Annotated in this window: 11 protein-coding genes; 4 read left to right on the forward strand and 7 right to left on the reverse strand. The window is 58.3% G+C overall.

Features of this window, described 5'->3' with window-relative positions; all coding sequences use genetic code 11:
- Nucleotides 1-47: 47 nt before the first annotated feature.
- The 6 genes from HMPREF0045_RS06890 to HMPREF0045_RS06915 form a co-directional block, all read right to left on the reverse strand.
- Entirely contained in the window at nt 48-1,322 is a 1,275-nt protein-coding gene (locus HMPREF0045_RS06890; protein ID WP_005986838.1) for an aminotransferase-like domain-containing protein, read from the reverse strand.
- Nucleotides 1,323-1,876: 554 nt separating this feature from the next.
- The gene (gene trxA / locus HMPREF0045_RS06895) at nt 1,877-2,209 is read right to left on the reverse strand and encodes a thioredoxin (protein WP_005986840.1); all 333 of its coding nucleotides are present in this window, start codon (nt 2,207-2,209) and stop codon (nt 1,877-1,879) included.
- Between the two features lie 92 nt (nt 2,210-2,301).
- Nucleotides 2,302-3,225, reverse strand: a complete 924-nt coding sequence (trxB, locus tag HMPREF0045_RS06900) for a thioredoxin-disulfide reductase (RefSeq protein WP_005986843.1) — start codon at nt 3,223-3,225, stop codon at nt 2,302-2,304.
- Nucleotides 3,226-3,347: 122 nt separating this feature from the next.
- Entirely contained in the window at nt 3,348-6,704 is a 3,357-nt protein-coding gene (locus HMPREF0045_RS06905; RefSeq protein WP_005986846.1) for a murein biosynthesis integral membrane protein MurJ, read from the reverse strand.
- A 3-nt stretch (nt 6,705-6,707) separates the two neighbouring features.
- Nucleotides 6,708-9,239 (reverse strand): DUF6049 family protein, encoded by a 2,532-nt coding sequence (locus HMPREF0045_RS06910; RefSeq protein WP_040315770.1) that lies wholly within the window; start codon nt 9,237-9,239, stop codon nt 6,708-6,710.
- Nucleotides 9,236-9,742 (reverse strand): NUDIX hydrolase, encoded by a 507-nt coding sequence (locus HMPREF0045_RS06915; RefSeq protein WP_040315772.1) that lies wholly within the window; start codon nt 9,740-9,742, stop codon nt 9,236-9,238. Before HMPREF0045_RS06915 ends, HMPREF0045_RS06910 begins: the two co-directional genes overlap by 4 nt.
- Nucleotides 9,743-9,807: 65 nt before the next feature.
- Here HMPREF0045_RS06915 and HMPREF0045_RS06920 point away from each other — a divergent pair, with 65 nt between their 5' ends.
- Nucleotides 9,808-11,238 carry a CCA tRNA nucleotidyltransferase gene (locus tag HMPREF0045_RS06920; RefSeq protein WP_050807441.1) on the forward strand — a complete coding sequence of 477 codons (1,431 nt, stop codon included), beginning with the start codon at nt 9,808-9,810 and terminating at the stop codon, nt 11,236-11,238.
- 127 nt (nt 11,239-11,365) lie between these two features.
- Here the strand turns inward: HMPREF0045_RS06920 and HMPREF0045_RS06925 are convergent, their stop codons facing one another.
- Nucleotides 11,366-14,782, reverse strand: coding sequence for a hypothetical protein (locus HMPREF0045_RS06925; RefSeq protein WP_005986853.1), 3,417 nt, complete (start codon nt 14,780-14,782; stop codon nt 11,366-11,368).
- Between the two features lie 438 nt (nt 14,783-15,220).
- Here HMPREF0045_RS06925 and HMPREF0045_RS06930 point away from each other — a divergent pair, with 438 nt between their 5' ends.
- From HMPREF0045_RS06930 to HMPREF0045_RS06940, 3 genes are all read left to right on the forward strand, one after another.
- The gene (locus HMPREF0045_RS06930) at nt 15,221-17,527 is read left to right on the forward strand and encodes a transglycosylase domain-containing protein (protein WP_231196691.1); all 2,307 of its coding nucleotides are present in this window, start codon (nt 15,221-15,223) and stop codon (nt 17,525-17,527) included.
- Nucleotides 17,528-17,753: 226 nt separating this feature from the next.
- Nucleotides 17,754-18,041, forward strand: a complete 288-nt coding sequence (gene rpsF, locus HMPREF0045_RS06935; RefSeq protein WP_005986857.1) for a 30S ribosomal protein S6 — start codon at nt 17,754-17,756, stop codon at nt 18,039-18,041.
- 25 nt (nt 18,042-18,066) lie between these two features.
- Nucleotides 18,067-18,633 carry a single-stranded DNA-binding protein gene (locus HMPREF0045_RS06940; protein WP_005986859.1) on the forward strand — a complete coding sequence of 189 codons (567 nt, stop codon included), beginning with the start codon at nt 18,067-18,069 and terminating at the stop codon, nt 18,631-18,633.

Raw genomic sequence — 18,633 nt, forward strand, 5'->3', positions numbered from 1 at the left:
AGGCGCCGGGGCGGGCGGGGCAAGGTGGTAACCAGGGACCCGGCGGACTAGTGCTGTCCGGGAGCAGGGCGCTTGGCCGTGCCAAACAGCGAAACCAGCTCCAGGTCGCGGTTAACCACCTCAGAGATGCGGCGCACGCCCTCACGAATATCTTGCTCATTGGGGTAGCAGTAGGACAGACGCATATGGTTGCGGCCCTCGCCGTTGGCGTAGAAGGCGGTACCCGAAACATAAGCCACCAAGTTAGTTACCGCGCGCGGCAGCATGTCCTTGGCATCCAGGCCCTGCGGCAACTTAACCCAGGTGTAAAAACCACCCTCGGGAACATTCCACTGGCACATGGGCAGGTAGTCGTTAAGAGCCTGAATCATGGCGTCACGTCGCGAGCGGTACATGCCTCGGAAAGTGGAAATCTGGTTGCGCCAGTCAAACTCGCTTAGGTACATGGAGATCGAATACTGGCCCATAGAGGTGGGGCACAGGATCGCAGACTCAGAGGCTAGCTTCAGCTTTTCGCACATTGCCGACGGCGCACAGGCCCAGCCCACACGGTAACCAGGGGCGAAAATCTTAGAGACAGATCCCAGATACAGTACGTGATCGGGCGCCAAGCTCTTAAACGAAGTGTAGGTGCGCCCGTCAAAGCCCAGTAGGCCGTAGGGGTTGTCCTCCACAATCAGCACGTGGTGGCGCTTGCAAATCTCCACGATCTGCGGGCGACGCTCCTCGCTAACGCACACCCCGGCAGGGTTGTGGTAGTTGGGAATGGTGTAGAAGAACTTAACCTTGCGGCCCTCGCGCTCCAGGCGAGTGAAAGTTTCTTCTAAGGCCTGAGGAATGACGCCGTCGGCATCAATAGGGCTCTGCACTACCTCAGCCTCATAGGCGCGGAAAATACCCAGGCTGCCCAGGTAGGAGGGGGCCTCACAGACCACCACGTCACCCGGGTTAATCATGATTTCGGTGATTAGATCCACGGCCTGCTGAGAGCCGGTGGTGATGAGGATATTGGCACTGTCAGCCTCGATGCCCTCATAAGCCATTACTTCAGTGAGCTGCTCTGCCAGCTGCGGCAGACCTTTACCGTTGCCGTATTGCAGGGCCTTGTAGCCGTCACGCAGCAGCATCTGTTTGGTGGCTTCAGCGATGTCAGCCATGGGCAGGTCTTTGAGGTTGGGCATCCCGCCGGCCAGTGAAACTACCTCCGGGCGCGATGCCACCGAGAATAAGGAACGCACTTCTGACTCGCGCAGCCCTGCGGCTCGCTCTGCGTAGGAGTCTAGCCAGGGGTCGAGTCGGTTACCTCTTTGATTCTCAGTCACGGTGGTTCCTTTCGTAAGCGCTGGTGGGCTGGTTGTGCCCAGGCGCGCGTAGCTTTAATTCTGCCACGTGATGGCGTCTAATGCCGGAAAGCTACTGAGGGCGTAAGTGCTGAGGTGCTGGGGTTGGGATGTTGGGGTTTGGGTGTGGGGCCGACGGCGACGCTGCGGTTGGGTGCTTGAGGTGCTGGGGGTGGGATGCTGGGGGTCGGCGGGGCTGGGGCCGACGGCGACGATGTGCGCACCGCGTTTGCTGTGAGGGGCGGCGCCAGGCGGCAGCTGTGTGGCGCGTGCGGCAGCATAGAGGCCGACGGCTGCGCGGGGTGTGTGTGGCGTGTGTGTTTCACGTGAAACACGATGTTTATTGTGTGGCTGGCGGGCGACGTCGTCGTCGATATTTAGTGCTTAAGGGAGGTGGGCGTAAGGGGCTGAACACAAAAACTGACAAATCATCCCTTCCCTATAAAACCCCATGGAATTTTTATAGGGAAGGGATGAAATTGCCTGTATTTGTATGAAATTGCCTGTGTGTACCTGTGTGTACCTGTGTGTATAGCTCAGGCGTTGGGGAAGGCGGCCTTCTGGACCTCTTCCACAAAGTTAGCCTTGGGGCGCGAACCCACGAACTCGTGGCGGACTTCGCCGTCACGGAACACCAGGAAGGCCGGGATGGAACGCACGCCGTACTTGGCGGCGCTTAGCGGGTTGGCATCCACATCCACCTTCACAAACTTGACGTCCTCAAGCTGCTTAGCGGCCTCGTCAACCACCGGAGCCATCTGACGGCAAGGCGGGCACCAGGTGGCCCAGAAGTCCACCACTACGGGCTTGTCAGAGTTGATGACCTCATCCTGGAAAGTAGCGTCAGTAACTGCGAGAGCGTTCGACATGTTGTTCTCCTTCGTATTTAAGAGCTGTTTCTAGCCTAGTAGAGATTGAAAGGATTGTGGGCGCAAACCCACGTTAGTTATCAGGCGGGTAGTTAGTTCAGTTCGGCCAGGTAGTGTTGGGCGTCTAGAGCGGCGCGGGTGCCCGAGGCGGCAGCAGTGATGGCCTGACGGTAGGTGGGGTCTGCGACGTCGCCGCAAGCAAAGACACCGGGGACGTTAGTGCGGGTGGAGGGGTGAGAAACCACCACATAGCCGGCGGCATCCAGCTCCAGCTGGTCACGCACCAACTCGCTGCGCGGGGTGGAACCAATGGCAACAAACAGCCCGGTAGCCTCCAACTCGCGAGTTTGACCGGTAACCGTGTCGGTTAGGGTTACGCTCTCTAGCGCCCCCTCACCATGCAGTGCCGATACGCGCGAGTTCCAAGCGAAGTTAATCTTGGGGTTCTCCAGGGCGCGCTTAGCCATAGCAGCCGAGGCGCGCAGCTCGTCGCGGCGGTGCACCACAGTCACAGACTTAGCGAAAGTGGTTAGGAAGGTTGCCTCTTCCATAGCGGAGTCGCCGCCACCCACCACAATGATGTCCTGGTCGCGGAAGAAGAAACCGTCACAGGTAGCGCAGTAAGAAACGCCGTGACCGGAGTACTTATCCTCTTCCTCCAAGCCCAGCTTGCGGTAAGCCGAACCGGTGGAGAAGATAACGGTGCGGGTCTCAAGCACCTCATCTTCTAGATGCACGCGCTTTACCTCGCCAGCCAGCTCCAGCTTGACCACATCCTCATAGCGGATGTCGGTGCCAAACTTCTCAGCCTGCTCCATCATGTTGTTCATCAGGTCAGGGCCCTGAATACCCTCAGGGAAACCGGGGAAGTTTTCCACCTCAGTGGTGTTCATTAGGGCGCCACCGGCAGTCACGGCGCCTGCTACCAGCACCGGCTTGAGCTGGGCTCGGGCCGCGTAGATAGCGGCGGTGTAACCGGCAGGTCCGGAACCTACGATAACGACGTCGTGAACCATACTGCTCCTGTTCTTCAATGTTTGTTGGCAGGTACAACCGAGACCTAGGTCCGAATGTTCCCAATACAAATGTTAGCTGCGCCCTATCAACTAGGGGCAGCTAACTTAACTAGCGGCGGTAACTATTGTCCCTGGGTTGAGGTGACCGTGGGCACTGTCGAAGCGGCGGGACCGTCGTCCTCATCGAAGGAAACGTTAGACAGACCTAGCAGGTTCGAGAAGGCAAACACCACTGCCAGAATCACTACCAGCGCTAAGGCGGCCAGCAGCGCCCAGGAGGTGCGGCTGCGTTCCTTGTACTGGATGTACTCTGCTTCGTTTTCTTCCTTGCTGGGCATGGGGCGAGGTGCGTCTAGCGCCTCTTTCGTGGCCGGCATGGTGGGCATAGAGATGATGTCGCTCAGGTCGCTTAAATCAACCTCACGGCCCGGGCCAGGGGCGGCTGGAATGGCGTCACTAGCCGCCTTAATGTCCTCACGCACACTGTTACCCACGCGCGAAGCCAGTTGGGTGGTCTTAATGCGGGTGTTCTTAATCAGGCCCTTAACGGCCTCAATACCCTCAACGCCCTCTTCAAGCTGCTTAGTGGTGAACTCAGTGGGCTGAGCTACCGGCAGTTGGGAGCCTTTAACTGGCTGCCACGTGCCCAGGGCGGTTACCAGCGCGGCGGCGCTACGGATAGGCCTACCCGAATACTGCTGGGCGAAAATCTCGTCCAGGTCAGCCGGAACCTGCGGGTTAATCGTGGCCGGGGAAACCGGGTGACCGCCGGTCATGGGGGCACTGGGAATCCCGGTGCGCTTACCCGGCCAGCGCTTGGTCAACCCGTAGTAGAGCAGATCCAGTAGTGCCTTGGCGTCAGTAATGTCGTAAGCCAACAAGCCATGCTCGTCACGGTCAATCTTTACGTGGCGCAGCGCCGACTCGTAAGACAAGCCAAATACGCGCACTTTACCGTCCGCAGTGACGCGGATATCTTCAGTGCTCAGGCACAGGTGGTGCAGGCCGCGACGGGAGGCATTATCCAAAGCGGAAGCTACCTCACCAATAACGGAGCGGGCCTGCTCAACCTCCAGGCCGTCCTCAATGAGACGGTCGAAGGAGACCCCCTCAACCGGGTCTGTGACAATGAAAGCCGGCTCTAATTCGACGTCGCGCACCCGTACCAGACGCGGGTCGGTAGCCAAGGCAGCGCGCTGAGCAGACTCAAGTACCTCGACCTGGTTGCGTACAGCCTCGGTGAGCACATAAATGGCCACCGGCTGGTCTAAAATCGTGTCGATACCGTGGTAGCGGCGTACGTGTGGAAGTGATGTGGGCAGATTGCCACACAGGTGATAGCGGCCCGAACCGATCGGGAAAGATTGAACTAGATTTTCTGCTTCTGGCTGCATAGGAATAGAAGGCGCTGGCGTATCCGCGCCCGACGACGCCGGGGGCGGAGGAATTGGCGGAATAGCTGCAGCAGGAGCTGCGTTAGCGATTGTACCTAGCGACTTAGATGCAGACGAAGAAGTCTTTGAGGTGTCGCTTACGCTGGTAGAGGTAGCACCCTTAATGGAGTTCTTAGCTGAGCCCTTAGTGGCGGCGCCGTCGACGGCGTCACGGGCAGCCGCAGTGGCATCCTTGGCGGCAGCTAAGGTGGCGGGGGTTGATTCAGCTAGCGTAACTTTACTGGTTGCCTGATCACTGACGGCGTCGGTAGTGGCCGCGTGGATAACCTCACCCTCAGCGATCACGTCAGAGTACTTAAGCGGCACACTCTTATATGCGGGCGGGGTAACCAGGGCGGCGGCACCCTTATTAAGTACCTTGGCGATCGGGGCGGGCAGCAGGGAAGCCACCTTACGCACCACGGAGGTAACCGGGCGGGCAATATTGTTTAGCTCCTCAACGCGCAAAGCCCGGGCGGTAAGCAGATACACCAGGGTCATGATGGGGGCAACAATGAGGATCTGTGCCAGAGAGTCACTAAAACCACTGTTGATGTGGATTAGGTTGAGTCCGTAACGCACCAGGTAACCAGCCACCACGGCGGGGGCCACCGCCAGGCCCAGCAATGCGTAGGTGGTGCTAACCCGGCGTACATCCATATGCGGCAGGTGCTTACGCAGCAAAAACACGATAATTATCGAGCCGGTAGCCTGGCTTGCCGCTGAACCTAAGGCTGCCAGAATCATCCACCAGGTGGCCGGAGCAAACATATATGCCGCAGCGCAAATAATGATCTGGGAAAGACCCACGGGCACGTCGGCCCACAGCATACGTTTAGTGTCGTTATAGGCCAGCATTACACGCTGCATAGTGGCCCATAAACCCTGAGGCACAATACCGATTGCCAGCATCATCAGCACAGCGGCAGAAGCGGAAACCTCTTCAGGGCGCAAAGTGGGTACAAACACCTGCATGGCAGGCCCGGCCAGTACAAAAATACCGGCACTAAATAGGGTGGTGAAAATAGCGATAGTACGCAGACCTAAAGACAAATCATCCTTAACGCCTTCAGCATCTCCCGCAGCCGCTTTTTCACTCATGCGGGTAAATAGCGCCACAATAATTGAGGTAGTCACCAATGATTGCGGCAGCATGAAAATCATTTGCGCATTGGTGTAAATAACCGTAGAAGGCACCACCGTATGGGCATATTCGGGTAATTCACTAGCGCTTAAAGCCGCAGTACCCAGGTTATAGACCACCAAGGTGCTTAGCTCCACCACAATCAGGCCAAACACTGCCCACAGGGCTACCTTGGATACCTGACCCAAGCCAGAACCGCGCAGACCCCACACCAGGCGAGGCTTAAAGCCAGTGCGTACCAGCGGGATATACAGGACCAAAGCCTGGATGGCAATACCCAGGGTGGAGGTACCCGCAATTACAGCAGTGCGGGTGAAATCCCAGTTAGCTGGGCTACCGCCGCCAGAGTATTCGCCGTAAATAAACAGGTAGGCAGCCAGGGAAACGATCGAAATAATGTTATTTAATACCGGCGCCCACATATAGGGGCCGAAATTATTTTTAGCGTTTAGGACCTGGCCCCATAGGGCATAAAGTCCATAGAAGAAAATCTGTGGCAAACACCAGTAGGCAAACGCGGTAGCTAAACCATGCCATTGACCTAATTGGGAACCATAAATAGTTACCACTATGGTGGCAGCTACCGTCAATACGCCGGTAACCACCGCCAGCAGGGCGCCAGCGGTGGTAATTAACCGGTTAATGAATTCTTCACCGGCTTTTTGACGTAGCGCCCGCACAATTTGCGGCACCAAAATAGCGTTTAGTACGCCGGCAGCCAGCAGGTTATAGATCATGGTGGGCGCGTTATTGGCCACCGTGAAGGCGTCAGCGGCGCCCGATCCGGTAGCACCCAGCGCGGCCACCAGCATGGCGTTACGCACCAGCCCCAACATGCGGGAAGCTAGCGTACCCATAAACATGACTGCGCTAGAGCGCGCCAGTGTTGGTGCTTTTGCCATTACTTACCCTTCTGAGATCACCACACGGCGACCACGGTGTACCGTCCTGACGATACCGGCCACCATAAGCACGCTAAATACACTGCCTAAGCCCCAGGTAAACCAGCTTTCCCAGTTGGCGCGCACACGCATATGCACAGTGGAGCTGGAACCTACCGGCTGCCCCAAGGCGTTCTTCATAGAAACCTTGACGTCAATATCACCGCTACCGACGGCATTTACCGGCACCATCACAGTGGTTTGGGAGTTAGCCGGAATAACTGCAGTGGTGTCACCCTTGGAACGCAGTAGCGAACGCGAAGGGCGTAAATGGATAGTGACCTTGGCGGGTTGCGAAGTGTCGTTAGAGACGCGCACAGGTAGGTGCGCGGAGGAGTCAATGAGGTTAATGGTGGAGCTGGGCAGGGTGCGCAGCATATTGCCGATGATCTTATTGCGGCAGCCGACGTCGTCGATAACCACCATGAACTTACCTTGACGCCAAGCTGAGGACGTAGCCACCTCAGTTAGACGCAGGGTAGAGCCAGCGATTTTTGCGGGCTCATTGTAGATAGACACCATGTTTTGGGTGGTGCTAACAGTTTTGGAGGCGGTGGCTAGTTCTTGCTCGTTGATGCGGTAGGGGTCAGTGGAGCTGACAGGCAGAGGTTCGCGTTCAATCTCAGTGCCGTCGCTAGCTTTAGTGCTAGCCAACTGTTCCAGTTCAGCCAGTGGGGCCGGGGTGGACCAGCTGTTGTTTATGGCCGAAAGCCGGTCGTTTAGGTCCTTAACATCCATATTGGAGGCAGAGTCACGCTCTACCAGCAGCAAAACGTGGCGCACCTGATCCGGGCGCTGACGGGTAATAACTGCCGTAGTGCCGCGAGCCAGCTGACGCGCATCAAAGTCGGTGAGGTTACCTAAAAAGCCCTCATAGGTGGTTAGCACCCCAGAAACAGACTCTGACAGGGTCTGGTCGGGGATAAGTACGCGCTGGCCGTTTAGGTTAGCTGTGGAGTCAGGAATGTAGTCCAAGTCCTCAGCTGGGTATAGCGCGGCAGGCGGCGAGATAACCGTGTTTACCTGCCCCTTTACTGCGTCCAGGTAGGTTTGGTCTAGCTCTAACGACGCCGAAATGGCTACATCTGCACGGGCTCCGCTTAGGAGCTGGTCGCTACCAACCATAGCTTTAGATTGGTTGATAGCTTCGCGGATTTGGGCGGCTCCAGTGGTTACGTGGCTAAGGGCAACCAGGTCGGCGTCCATAGGCGGCAGGGCAATTATGCCCCCGCGTTTAAGGGCGCCGGCTAAGGCCTGGTTAAGGGCCGCGACTTGCCGGGCCTCAACTGCTTTTGCGTCTTGAGTGGAGCTTTGGGTGGGGGTAGCTGGAGCACTTGGCTTGGCGCTAGGGGTAGCAGAAGTGCCCGGGGTAGCAGAGGTGCCGCCAGAAGCTCCGGCAGAAGCGCCGGGAGTGGCGCTAGCGCCCCCAGTAGGGGCAACCTCGCTAGCTGGAGCGCCAGCGGTTGGGTTAGCGCTGGGGTTAGCGCTGGGGCTGGCCGTGGCCGGCTCCGCGACTTTTTTGTTAACCGCTGCGGCAGTGGCACCCAGGGCCGAAAGCAGGTAGGGGTCTACGGCCACAACCGTCTGACTATTGGCGGCGTTAAGTATTTCAATGGTGCGCGTACGCATCTGGGTGGTGGCAAGTTTGAGGTCTACCTTGTCACCGGTGATGCAGGCGTTGGGGCTAAAACCGTCGCTTTGACTGGGAGTAAAAGCCGCGCCTGACTGCAATGCCAGTAGCTCACGCATCTGCATGGCTGAAGCGGTGAGGGGAATTACCGTAGTTACTTTGGTGGGCTGCACCTGGGTGGTGGGTGACCACACCGCAATGGCGCGGTCACTGCTAACTAGCTCACCGGAAGTTACCGTCACTTCCATGCCACGAGCGCCCCAGTTATTGCCGCTGGTGTTGGGTAGCTGCGTGGCAGGGATAGTCAGCGAAAAACGCATAGAGGCGCCTGCTGCCAGGGAATGGTTTAGCTGCTCAGTGTGGGCTACATAGCTGTAGGAGTTGTCATCAAATACTAGCCAGTCTTTGAGCATCTCAACTGATCCTTGAGAGCGTGACTGGAGGGATACGCGCATGTCAAAGCCAGACAGTGACTCGGTGGAGGTGTTGGTGATAGTTCCTGCCACGGTGATGTCACTGCCGGGAGTGATTACCTCAGGGTTGATTTGGTCAACTTCTACAGTGAGCCCGTCAGCTGCGGATTGGCTGATATCTGCGGCTGAGCCGGTAGGGGTACCTCGGCGGTGACCAGTGCTTTTAATGCCTGTTCTGTCTGTGGTAGCCGCGTTGGTTTTAGTGCCGACGCCGCCGGCCTGGGCTGTTTTTAGGGTGGCGTAGTGCCCAGTTTGCGACGACGTCGCAGCCACGTTTTCGCTGTAAGTCACCGCTGCAGCGCTCACCCCAGCTGACGCCGAAGGGAAAATAGCGAACAGCGCCATTGCTGAGGCAATGGCGCTACAGCGTAAAGCTTTTTTAAATCGTTTCACCCGTCACCTACCAGAATTCTGCGGGCGGCAGCGACAATGCGACGCTCGTTTGGATAAGCCAAACGGCGTGACACTTCACTTAGTGGCACCCAAGCTACGTCCTCGGCCTCATGATCAGGGTCGTTTTCAATGGTCAGCTCGCCGCCGATAGCTTCCAGCAAATAGTGGTGAACTACCTTGTGTACGCGATGCTGATCCCCGGTGAACCAATAGTCGATTGAGGCCAAGTGGCGCAGTACGCGCCCCTCAATACCGGTTTCTTCCGATATTTCACGGACGGCAGCTTCTTGGGGAGTTTCACTGCCTTCTAGATGACCCTTAGGTAGACACCATTCCAGGCGAGAGCCGCGATTGCGGCGGGCAATTACTGCGGCCATGGCCTGCCCGTTTTGGACGTCTACTACCAGCCCACCAGCGCTGGTTTCGTCTACCACCGGCAGCGCACGCGAACTGACCCGGCGCAGTGTGGGGCCAGGGTACGGTAGCGGGCGGTTAGCAGACATATACAAGATTCTAAAACACTGCTGGATAACTGCGCGTGTGGCGTAGACATGGCAATCTAGTAGGGATGCAAAACGTTCTGCCGCCAATCGCCGACCAAGCTCTAGCCAATCTGCCAATTTCATTGGCTGCATTAGGGCATGCTTTTGTTCGCTCCGGGTATGAAATTTCCCTAGTGGGAGGCCCAGTGCGAGACGCCTGCTTGGGTATTGAGCCACACGATTTTGACCTAACCACCTCCGCGCGCCCAGAAGAAACCGAGCGTTTGCTGCGGCAGTGGGGTGATGCCTGTTGGGATGTGGGACGTAACTTTGGCACGATTGCCGCCAAAAAGGGCGACGTCGTCGTTGAAGTAACCACCTACCGCACTGAAGAGTACGAAATCGGCTCGCGCAAACCGGCCGTAGCTTACGGTGACAACCTCGAAGGTGACCTAACTCGCCGCGACTTCACCGTTAACGCCATGGCGCTGCGGCTACCCGACCTGGAGCTGGTAGACCCCCACAACGGGCTGGCGGACCTGCAAGCGGGGATTTTACGCACCCCGGTAAGCGCTGAGCAGTCTTTCGACGACGACCCGCTACGTATGCTGCGGGCGGCGCGTTTTGCCTCACAGCTAGGTTTCGACGTGGACCTAGAGGTGATGGAAGCCATGGAACAGATGGCGCAGCGTCTAGAGATCGTTTCAGCTGAGCGTATCCGCGCCGAGCTTGAGCGTCTGCTGCTTTCTCCCTACCCGCGTCGAGGTCTAGAGCTGCTGGTACACACCGGTATTTGCGACATTGTGCTGCCTGAGGTCTCAGCCCTACAAGACACGGTCGATGAGCACCGCCGTCACAAGGATGTTTATGAGCACACGCTGACCGTATTGCAGCAGGCCATGGATTTGGAAACTGGCCCTGATGGGGATGTGCCCGGGCCGGATTTGCGGCTGCGCCTAGCGGCGCTACTGCATGACATCGGTAAGCCGGCCACGCGCCGCTTCATGCCTGACGGCACCGTCACTTTCCACGCCCACGACTATGTAGGGGCGCGCATGACCGCTAAACGTATGCGTGCACTGCATTTCGATAAACAAACCATTAAGGACGTTTCACGCCTGGTGGAGTTGCATTTGCGTTTCCACGGCTATGCGGACTCGCCCTGGTCTGATTCGGCGGTGCGTCGCTATGTGACCGACGCCGGCCCGCTGCTGGCCCGCCTGGGCTGCCTGACCCGCGCGGACGTAACCACCGGTAATCGCCGCAAAGCAGCCATGCTTTCACACGCCTACGACGATCTAGAGCGACGCATTGAGGCCCTGCGCCAGCAGGAAGAACTGGCCTCTATCCGGCCTGAGCTGGACGGCCAGGAAATCATGGCAGAGCTAGGTATTAAACCGGGCCCTGAGGTTGGTAAAGCTTACAAGTTCCTGCTGGATCTACGTATGGAACGTGGCCCGATCGGTAAAGAGCTAGCCCGCGAGGCACTACATTCCTGGTGGGCCACCCAGCAGTAGCACCCTGGCCGGCGGCGCTAAAGCCGCCTGCGCCTGAAGCGTGAGCCACAAGCTGGCCAACTAAATAGCTGATGTATACAAAGGGGGGCGCGGCTAAAAGCCGCGCCCCCCTAGCGTTTAGCTAGTGTCAGGCTAGCTCGGGCTGTAGACCCAAAGTGCCTACCAGCGAAGCGCGGTATGCCTCGCTAGCGTAGTGGGCCTGGGCGGCCTCTACCTCGGCTAGGCGCTCGCGGGCACCGATACGCTCAACTACACCCTCGTTACCGGGGGTGTTGATGAACTTCTCAAGGGCAGCGTGAGCCTTGTCAGCGTGCTTGCGGTCACGGACAACCTTGGCGTCCAGGCGGGCGTTGTACCACTCGGAAGCCAGGATGTTCTCACGCTCGAATAGGGCGCGGAACTCGGGGCTGTCTAGGTGCCAACCCTCGCGGCTGACGCCGTCGTGCATGATCTCTAGCAGGGCGCGCAGAGGCGGGCAGGCCTGCTCCAGGGAGCCGTCAGCGAAGTAGCGGTCGGCAACCACCTTGTGGGTGGTGACGATAACGTCAACGCTGTCAGCAAAGGTCTTAGGATCTTGCAGCTCAGGACGCAGCATCTCCTCGGTGAAGATGACATCGGGGTGTAGGAACACACGACCGAAGTAGTTACGTACGAACTCGCCGTTGATGCGGTAGCCCAGGCGGCTAGCCTCAACCTTGCGGCCTTCGTATTCGAAGTCCTCAATGCGCTCCAGGCAGCCCTTAGCGATTAGCTCCTTGGCGTCACGCTCAGCGTGGCTCATGCGGGAGAACAGCTCCGGGATCAGCAGCGAAATGTCGTGGGCGACCTTCACCTTGGGGCCGATGTAACCAGCCGAAGACAACCAACCGTCGTAGCCACCCAGCGCGTAGCTCAGCAGCGAAGCGTTTAGGTCGTACACGGTGGGCAGAGCGTTGAACGGGGCCTTGGTTAGTGCACCTTCACTACCGGCACCGGTGGTGGAGGGGGACTTACCGGTCATGGAGGAAATGAACTCCATGTACAGCTCTGGCAGCTCCATGTAGTGCAGCGGGTTGTAAGCGCACAGGGCGGGCACACCCGGCTCAGGCGGGTTGTTGCGGCGACCAGCGGCCACCACATCCACGCTTTCACGCAGCGGCTCGTCCAGCGGCACCTCGTGGTAGAGGTGGGCAGCTACCTCGGCTAGCTCAACCTCGTAGGGGTTGGCCAGGTCCGGGCGCAGCTGCAGGTAACGCGGGTTCTTAGAGCGAGCACCGTTAACAATGCGGGTGTGAGCGCTGGAAACAAAGTAGGTTCCGTCCTCACCCTGGGCTGCCGCGCGGCGGATCAGGTCCTGCATCGGCTTGGTGTACTGGCTCAGGCCCGGGGCGTCATCCACTAGCTCCTGGGCCTGAGCAGGGCTCATGGGCTCGAAGTTAGAGATGAAGGTGCCCGGCTTGGACATGTCCAGCTCGGTCTGCTTGTCGTAGCCACGTACGACGGCGTCGTCGGGGCGCTGGAACAGCAGACGCTCGCAGTTAGCGACGTACTTGCGGCTCAGGCCAGCAATGCCGTGCTCAGCGGCGAAGGCGGCGTCGGCCTCCTGGGCGGGCACCACAATGGAGGCGGTGATGTCGTCTTCGGTCTGAACCTTGGCGGCGGGGGAGAAGTCCGGACGCAGCGAGAATAGACGCCAGGCGCCGTCGTCCTCGAAGCCCACACGCAGCATGTTGACCTTGATGACCTCGCCATCTAGGCGCAGGGAGTTGGCGTGACGGCCGTTAACCAGACCCACAGTGAAGTGGCTACGCCAGTCGCTACCCCAAGCTGGCTGGTAGTAACGCTTAACGGTGTAAACCAGTTCCTTAACGTGGTCCGGGATAGTGGACAGGAAGTGGTTGTAGTCAGGCGAGTAGGCCGGTGAGGCGGTCAGCAGCTTGATAACCGAACCCAGCGAACGCTCCTCGCTTAGGATCGAGCGGTGGTCAACCCCGTTTGACTTGGGGTCAGCGAAACGGCCTGAGTAGTCGCGGTCGAGTAGTACCTGCACCATGTCCAGGTCCTTTTCGACGTCGCCCACATAAGCCTCACCGAACACGAAGGCGTCCAGTAGGGCCTTAGAGATCTCAGACTTACCACCACCAGAAACGGTAGCGGGCTTGTGCATCTGAGTGGTCCACGGGGCGGTACCTACCAGGTGCCACTGACGCTCGTCACCGCTGCGGTGCTTGGTGTGTAGGCGGTAACCCGAGGGGGTGTAGTAGGTCTTGCCGGCCAGTAGCGGAATGGATGCGCGGGTGCCGTTGTGGTCCCATTCCACGGTCTGGGTGCGCATCGAGAAGTGCGAGCCAGCGGGAACTACCAGTAGGTTCTTGTCGTTGATGGCGACGGCGTGACCGTCGTCGCACATCTGGAAGTAGCTGGGGTTGGCGTCAACTACACTCTGCACGGTTAGGTGTGCAGGGGTGTACTTGTCGGTGTAGTCCTGGCCCAGGTTGTAACGCGGGAAGGCGCGTGCGCCACCGGCGTGCTCTTCTTCCACGTTGCCCAGCAGGTTGGCGCTGTAGCCAATCTGGGTCTTAACTTCCTTCTTGCAGTAACCGAAGTAGTTGTCGGCCACTACGGTGACGATTACGCCGCGCTCGTCACGGGCGCAGCACTTGAAGGCCTTGCCGTCGTTGTAGAGGTCGCCCTCTTCCTTCCAGCACATGCCGTCGCGACGCTGACGCTCGGTGGCCTGATCCCAGTGGGGTAGGCCCAGTTCCTTCTTGGTCAGCTTGGTCAGGTGCGGGGCGAGGATGACGCAACCGGTGTGACCAGTCCAGCTGGTGGGGTCGAGGGAGGCGTCGTTCTCAGGTAGGTAGGGGTCTCCGGCGTTGCCGAAGATGGACTCTACGAAGTCCAGGTTGGAAACCAGACCACCGGGAGCGATGAAACGGATTTCCATGGTGCGCTGGTTGTTTACGCCGGGCACTGCGGGCACGACGATGGGGCGCAGTAAGAGGGATACGAAGGCTTTTGCCGGAGAGTCTGAATGAGCGGCCCAAGGAATCTGCATGAGTTCATCGGGAACGTCATTGATTGCGTGCTCTAGCAGGCGGCCAAAGACTTCGCGCGGCACAGCGCGCTTGTCGTCAGGGATCGGTAGGCCACCTTCAGCCACGTGGAACACGCCGGCAGTGGTACGTCGGTCATTCTTCGGGTTGTGGACGACGCCGTTGAGTACCTTGTAGCTGGTTACGTATTCAGAAACAAAGTGGTCTTCGCCTTCGGGGAGGGCTAGAGCGCGCGAGAGACCAGGCTGATCTAGTACGAAAGTTGCTCCAGGTAGTCGAGGTGCGACGTCGGTACCTTCGAAATAACTGTCTAGGAAGTTCTGAATGCGAGTGTCAGACGCACACAGACGGTTGGATAGTCGCCGCGACATTTCACGAGTACGGGCCAACAGCGGAGCCGTAAGCGAGGCAGTGGCAGAGTCTAGGTTGCCCTGTGACACAGGGATGCCTAGCAGTGCTAAACGTAAGCTGATCGCGGAGTTTGTGCTTTCAGGTGAAGTTTTCTCCATAGGTCATAAGCATAGTAGGTAGGTAGTAGGGTTGTCGTGACGCATGTCCTATACCTGAGAAAGCATTTCTTTCATACTGGAAGGAATCGTTGTGTGGCCGGTTCTCCGCCGGGCGCTAAGAATATTAAGCAGAAACGGGGACTATAGGTGTCGTTACCACCGCAAATCCCGCCGCGCGCTAACTCGGGCGCGAAGGCAAGTGCTAAACAGAGTTCATCGCCTGCAGCGTCTTTAGGTGGAGCTGGCAGGACTAATCAGCGGCCTACGGGTCAAAGGCCTGTGGGCAAGGGGGCCCCGGCGCGTAAAGCGCCAAGTAAAAATTCAACGCGACCGGCAAACCGTGGCGGTTCCAAGGGGCCCAAATCGAAGCGGAAGCTGTGGAATTATCCGCGTGCTGGCAAGGGCAAAATTAGGCGCTGGCTGCCCAGTTGGCAGTTTGTGCTTTGTTCGATCCTATTCGTGCTGACTATGGGGATTGGCACACTGATGCTGGCCTATGCCACTACGGATGTGCCCGCACCTAATGACTTCGCTAAGGCTCAGACCACCGTGGTCTACTACGACGACGGCAAGACTGAGATGGGGCGTTTTACGGATATTAACCGTACCGTCATCGACACCACCAAGCTGCCCTCTTATGTGGGTAACGCGGTGGTAGCCAGTGAGGACTCCAGCTTCTACTCCAACAACGGTATTGACCCTAAGGGTATTGTCCGCGCGTTGTTCAACAACTTAACCGGTGGGCCGATTCAGGGTGCCTCTACCCTGACCCAGCAGTACGTAAAGAACTACTACGTAGACACCACCGATTCTTACGTAGGTAAGCTCAAGCAGGCCTTCTTGGCGGTCAAGATTGACCAGTCCCAGTCCAAGCAGAAGATTTTGGGTAACTACCTCAACACCATTTACTACGGCCGTGGTGCCTACGGTGTGGAGGAAGCCTCCAAGGCCTACTTTGGTCACAGCGCTGACAAGTTGACGCTGTCTGAAGCTGCGCTGCTTAGCGCCGTAATTCCGGCCCCCTCAGGCTGGGACCCGGCGGTGGACGCCAAGACCAGTCAGGCCAAATGGACCCGTGTAGCTGACCTGATGCTTAAGCAGAACTTCATTACCGCCGCCCAGCGCGCAGAAATGAAGTTCCCCAAGACTATTGAGCCCACCACCAAGCAGGTTTATGCAGGTACCAAGGGTTACCTGCTGCAAATGGTGCGTACGGAGCTTAAGTCCAAGATGAAGCTGACCAACGAGCAGCTTGATACTGGTGGTTTCAAGGTCACTACCACCATCAACCAGAAGGATCAGGAAGCTGCTGTTAACGCGGTGCACACCCTGCCCTCTGACAAGCCTGCCGGCTTGGGTGTGGCCTTGACCAGTATTGATCCGCGCACCGGCGCGATTGTGGCGCTCTATGGTGGTGAAGACTTCCTTAAGAGCCAGGTCAACTCTGCTACTCAGGCTGTAGCCCAGGCTGGTTCTACCTATAAGCCTTTCGCGCTGGTCACTGCCCTCAATGACGGCATGAGCCTGTCTGATGGCTACATGGGCACATCCCCCATGACCATTGAGGGTCACGAATTCCAAAACTTCCAGAATGTCTCGTATGGCTGGGTGAACCTGGTTAAAGCTACGGCTTTCTCCATTAACACCCCCTACCTGCAGCTGAATAAAGATGTAGGCCCTGAAAACACCAATAAGACAGCTATTGCCGCTGGTTACCCGGCTAACACGCTAGGTTTCGACGACACTACGCAGGGTGTGCTGGGTTCGGTTTCTCCCCACAACATCGATATTGCTCGCGCTTACTCCACCTTTGCGGCTCAGGGGCAGCGCCACGATATCCACATTGTGGGTAAGGTATCCAACTCCACCAACACGGTGGTTTACACCGCTAACACCACCGGTCAGCAGGTGTTCAAGAAGGAAGTAATGGCGGACGTAACCTACGCACTGACTCAGGTGGTGCAGCTGGGTTCAGGTGAAACCGCTAAGAGCCTGAACCGTCCGGTGGCCGCTAAGACCGGTTCGTCCTCGGACAACAAGTCTGCGCAGTTCGTTGGTTACACCCCCCAGCTGGTTACTGCAGTGACCTTGTTCCAGCAGGGTGCAGATGGCTCTGAACAGTCCATTACCCCCTTCGGTAACTACAGTGAAATCACCGGTAGCACCTACCCGGCCGATATCTTCACTAACTACATGGGCGCAGCTCTTGACGGCCAGGAAGTACTTGACTTCCCTGACCGCTCAGATGGCTCTTACAGCGGCAGCAACCATGGTGGTTCTAGCAGTGGCGGCGGCAGCAGTAACGGCGGCGGCAGCAACTCCGACAACAACAACGGTGGCAGCAACGGTGGCAGCAACGGCGGTGGCGAAGCCACTCAGCCGGCCCAGTCCGCCAGCCCCGTACCCAGCGGCGAATCCAACGGAGGTAACGGCTCCGGTAACGGAAACGACAATGGCAACGGTAACGGTTCCGGTAACGGAGATAACGGCAACGGCAACGGTAACGGTTCCGGTAATGGAGATAACGGAAACGGTAACGGTGGCGGCAACGGCGGTGGAAACGGCGGCGGCTCCGGTGGAGATAACGGCGGTGGAAACGGCGGCGGTAACGGCGGAGGCAATGGCGGCGGTAACGGCGGCGGCTCCGGTGGAGATAACGGCGGTGGAAACGGCGGCGGTAACGGCGGAGGCAATGGCGGCGGTAACGGTGGCGGAAACGGAGGTGGCTCCGGCGGTGGAAACTAGCCACGCTGCTAACCAGCCTCACCGGTAACCGTAACAACCGCATACGGTAACCAAATACACACGGGCGGCGGGAAGTGAATTTACTTCCCGCCGCCCGCCTGTATCGGTTAGGGTTGTGTACTGGTTTGGCTTAGCTGCACCCGCAGCGAATGACAAACCTTACGCATCTACCCTCCTGTCACGGAAAGACCGTGACCGTATAGACCAGAGGAGGTGGGTACCAAGCATGCGTCACTACGAGATTATGATCATTCTCGAACCCGAGACCGACGAACGTACCATCAACGCGTCGCTCGAGAAGCTGCTACAGGTTGTTCCCGCTGAGGGCGGTAGCCTGGACAAGGTGGACGTCTGGGGACGTCGTCGCCTGGCTTACGACATCAAGAAGAAGTCTGAAGGTTTCTACGTCGTCGTCGACATGACCGCGACCCCGGCAACCGCTCAGGAACTGGACCGTCAGCTAAGCCTGAACGAGTCCGTGCTGCGCACCAAGCTGCTGCGTCCTGAGGCCTGAGAAGTAACCGCCAAGGGAGGCAAACATGGCTGGAGACACCATTATCACCGTGGTCGGTAACCTGACCCACGACCCGGAGCTACGCTTTACGCCCTCCGGGGCGGCTGTGGCCTCTTTTACCATCGCGTCAACCCCGCGTACCTACGACCGCCAGTCCGGCGAGTGGAAGGACGGGGAGGCCCTGTTCATGCGCTGCTCTTTGTGGCGTGACGCCGCCGAGAACGTAGCTGAATCCCTCACCAAGGGAATGCGCGTAATTGCGCAGGGCCGTCTCGTGCAGCGCTCCTACACCACCCGTGAAGGTGAACAGCGCACCGTGGTTGAAATGCAGGTAGATGAGATCGGCCCGTCTCTGCGCTACGCCAAGGCCCAAGTAACCCGCAACTCTCGCGGTGGCGGTAACTACGGCGGCAACAACGCTGGCGCCAGCAATGGCGGCGGCTATGGCGGCTCCCAGGGTGGCTACAACGCCAACAACAACGCTTCTGCCGGTGGTGGCTACAGCGGTTACAACAGCGCCCCGCAAGGCGGCAGCGCTGGCGACCCGTGGGCTACTGGCGGCTCTTCTTTCGGTGACGAACCGCCGTTCTAA

The organism is Actinomyces graevenitzii C83, assembly GCF_000239695.1.
GTDB lineage: Bacteria > Actinomycetota > Actinomycetes > Actinomycetales > Actinomycetaceae > Actinomyces > Actinomyces graevenitzii.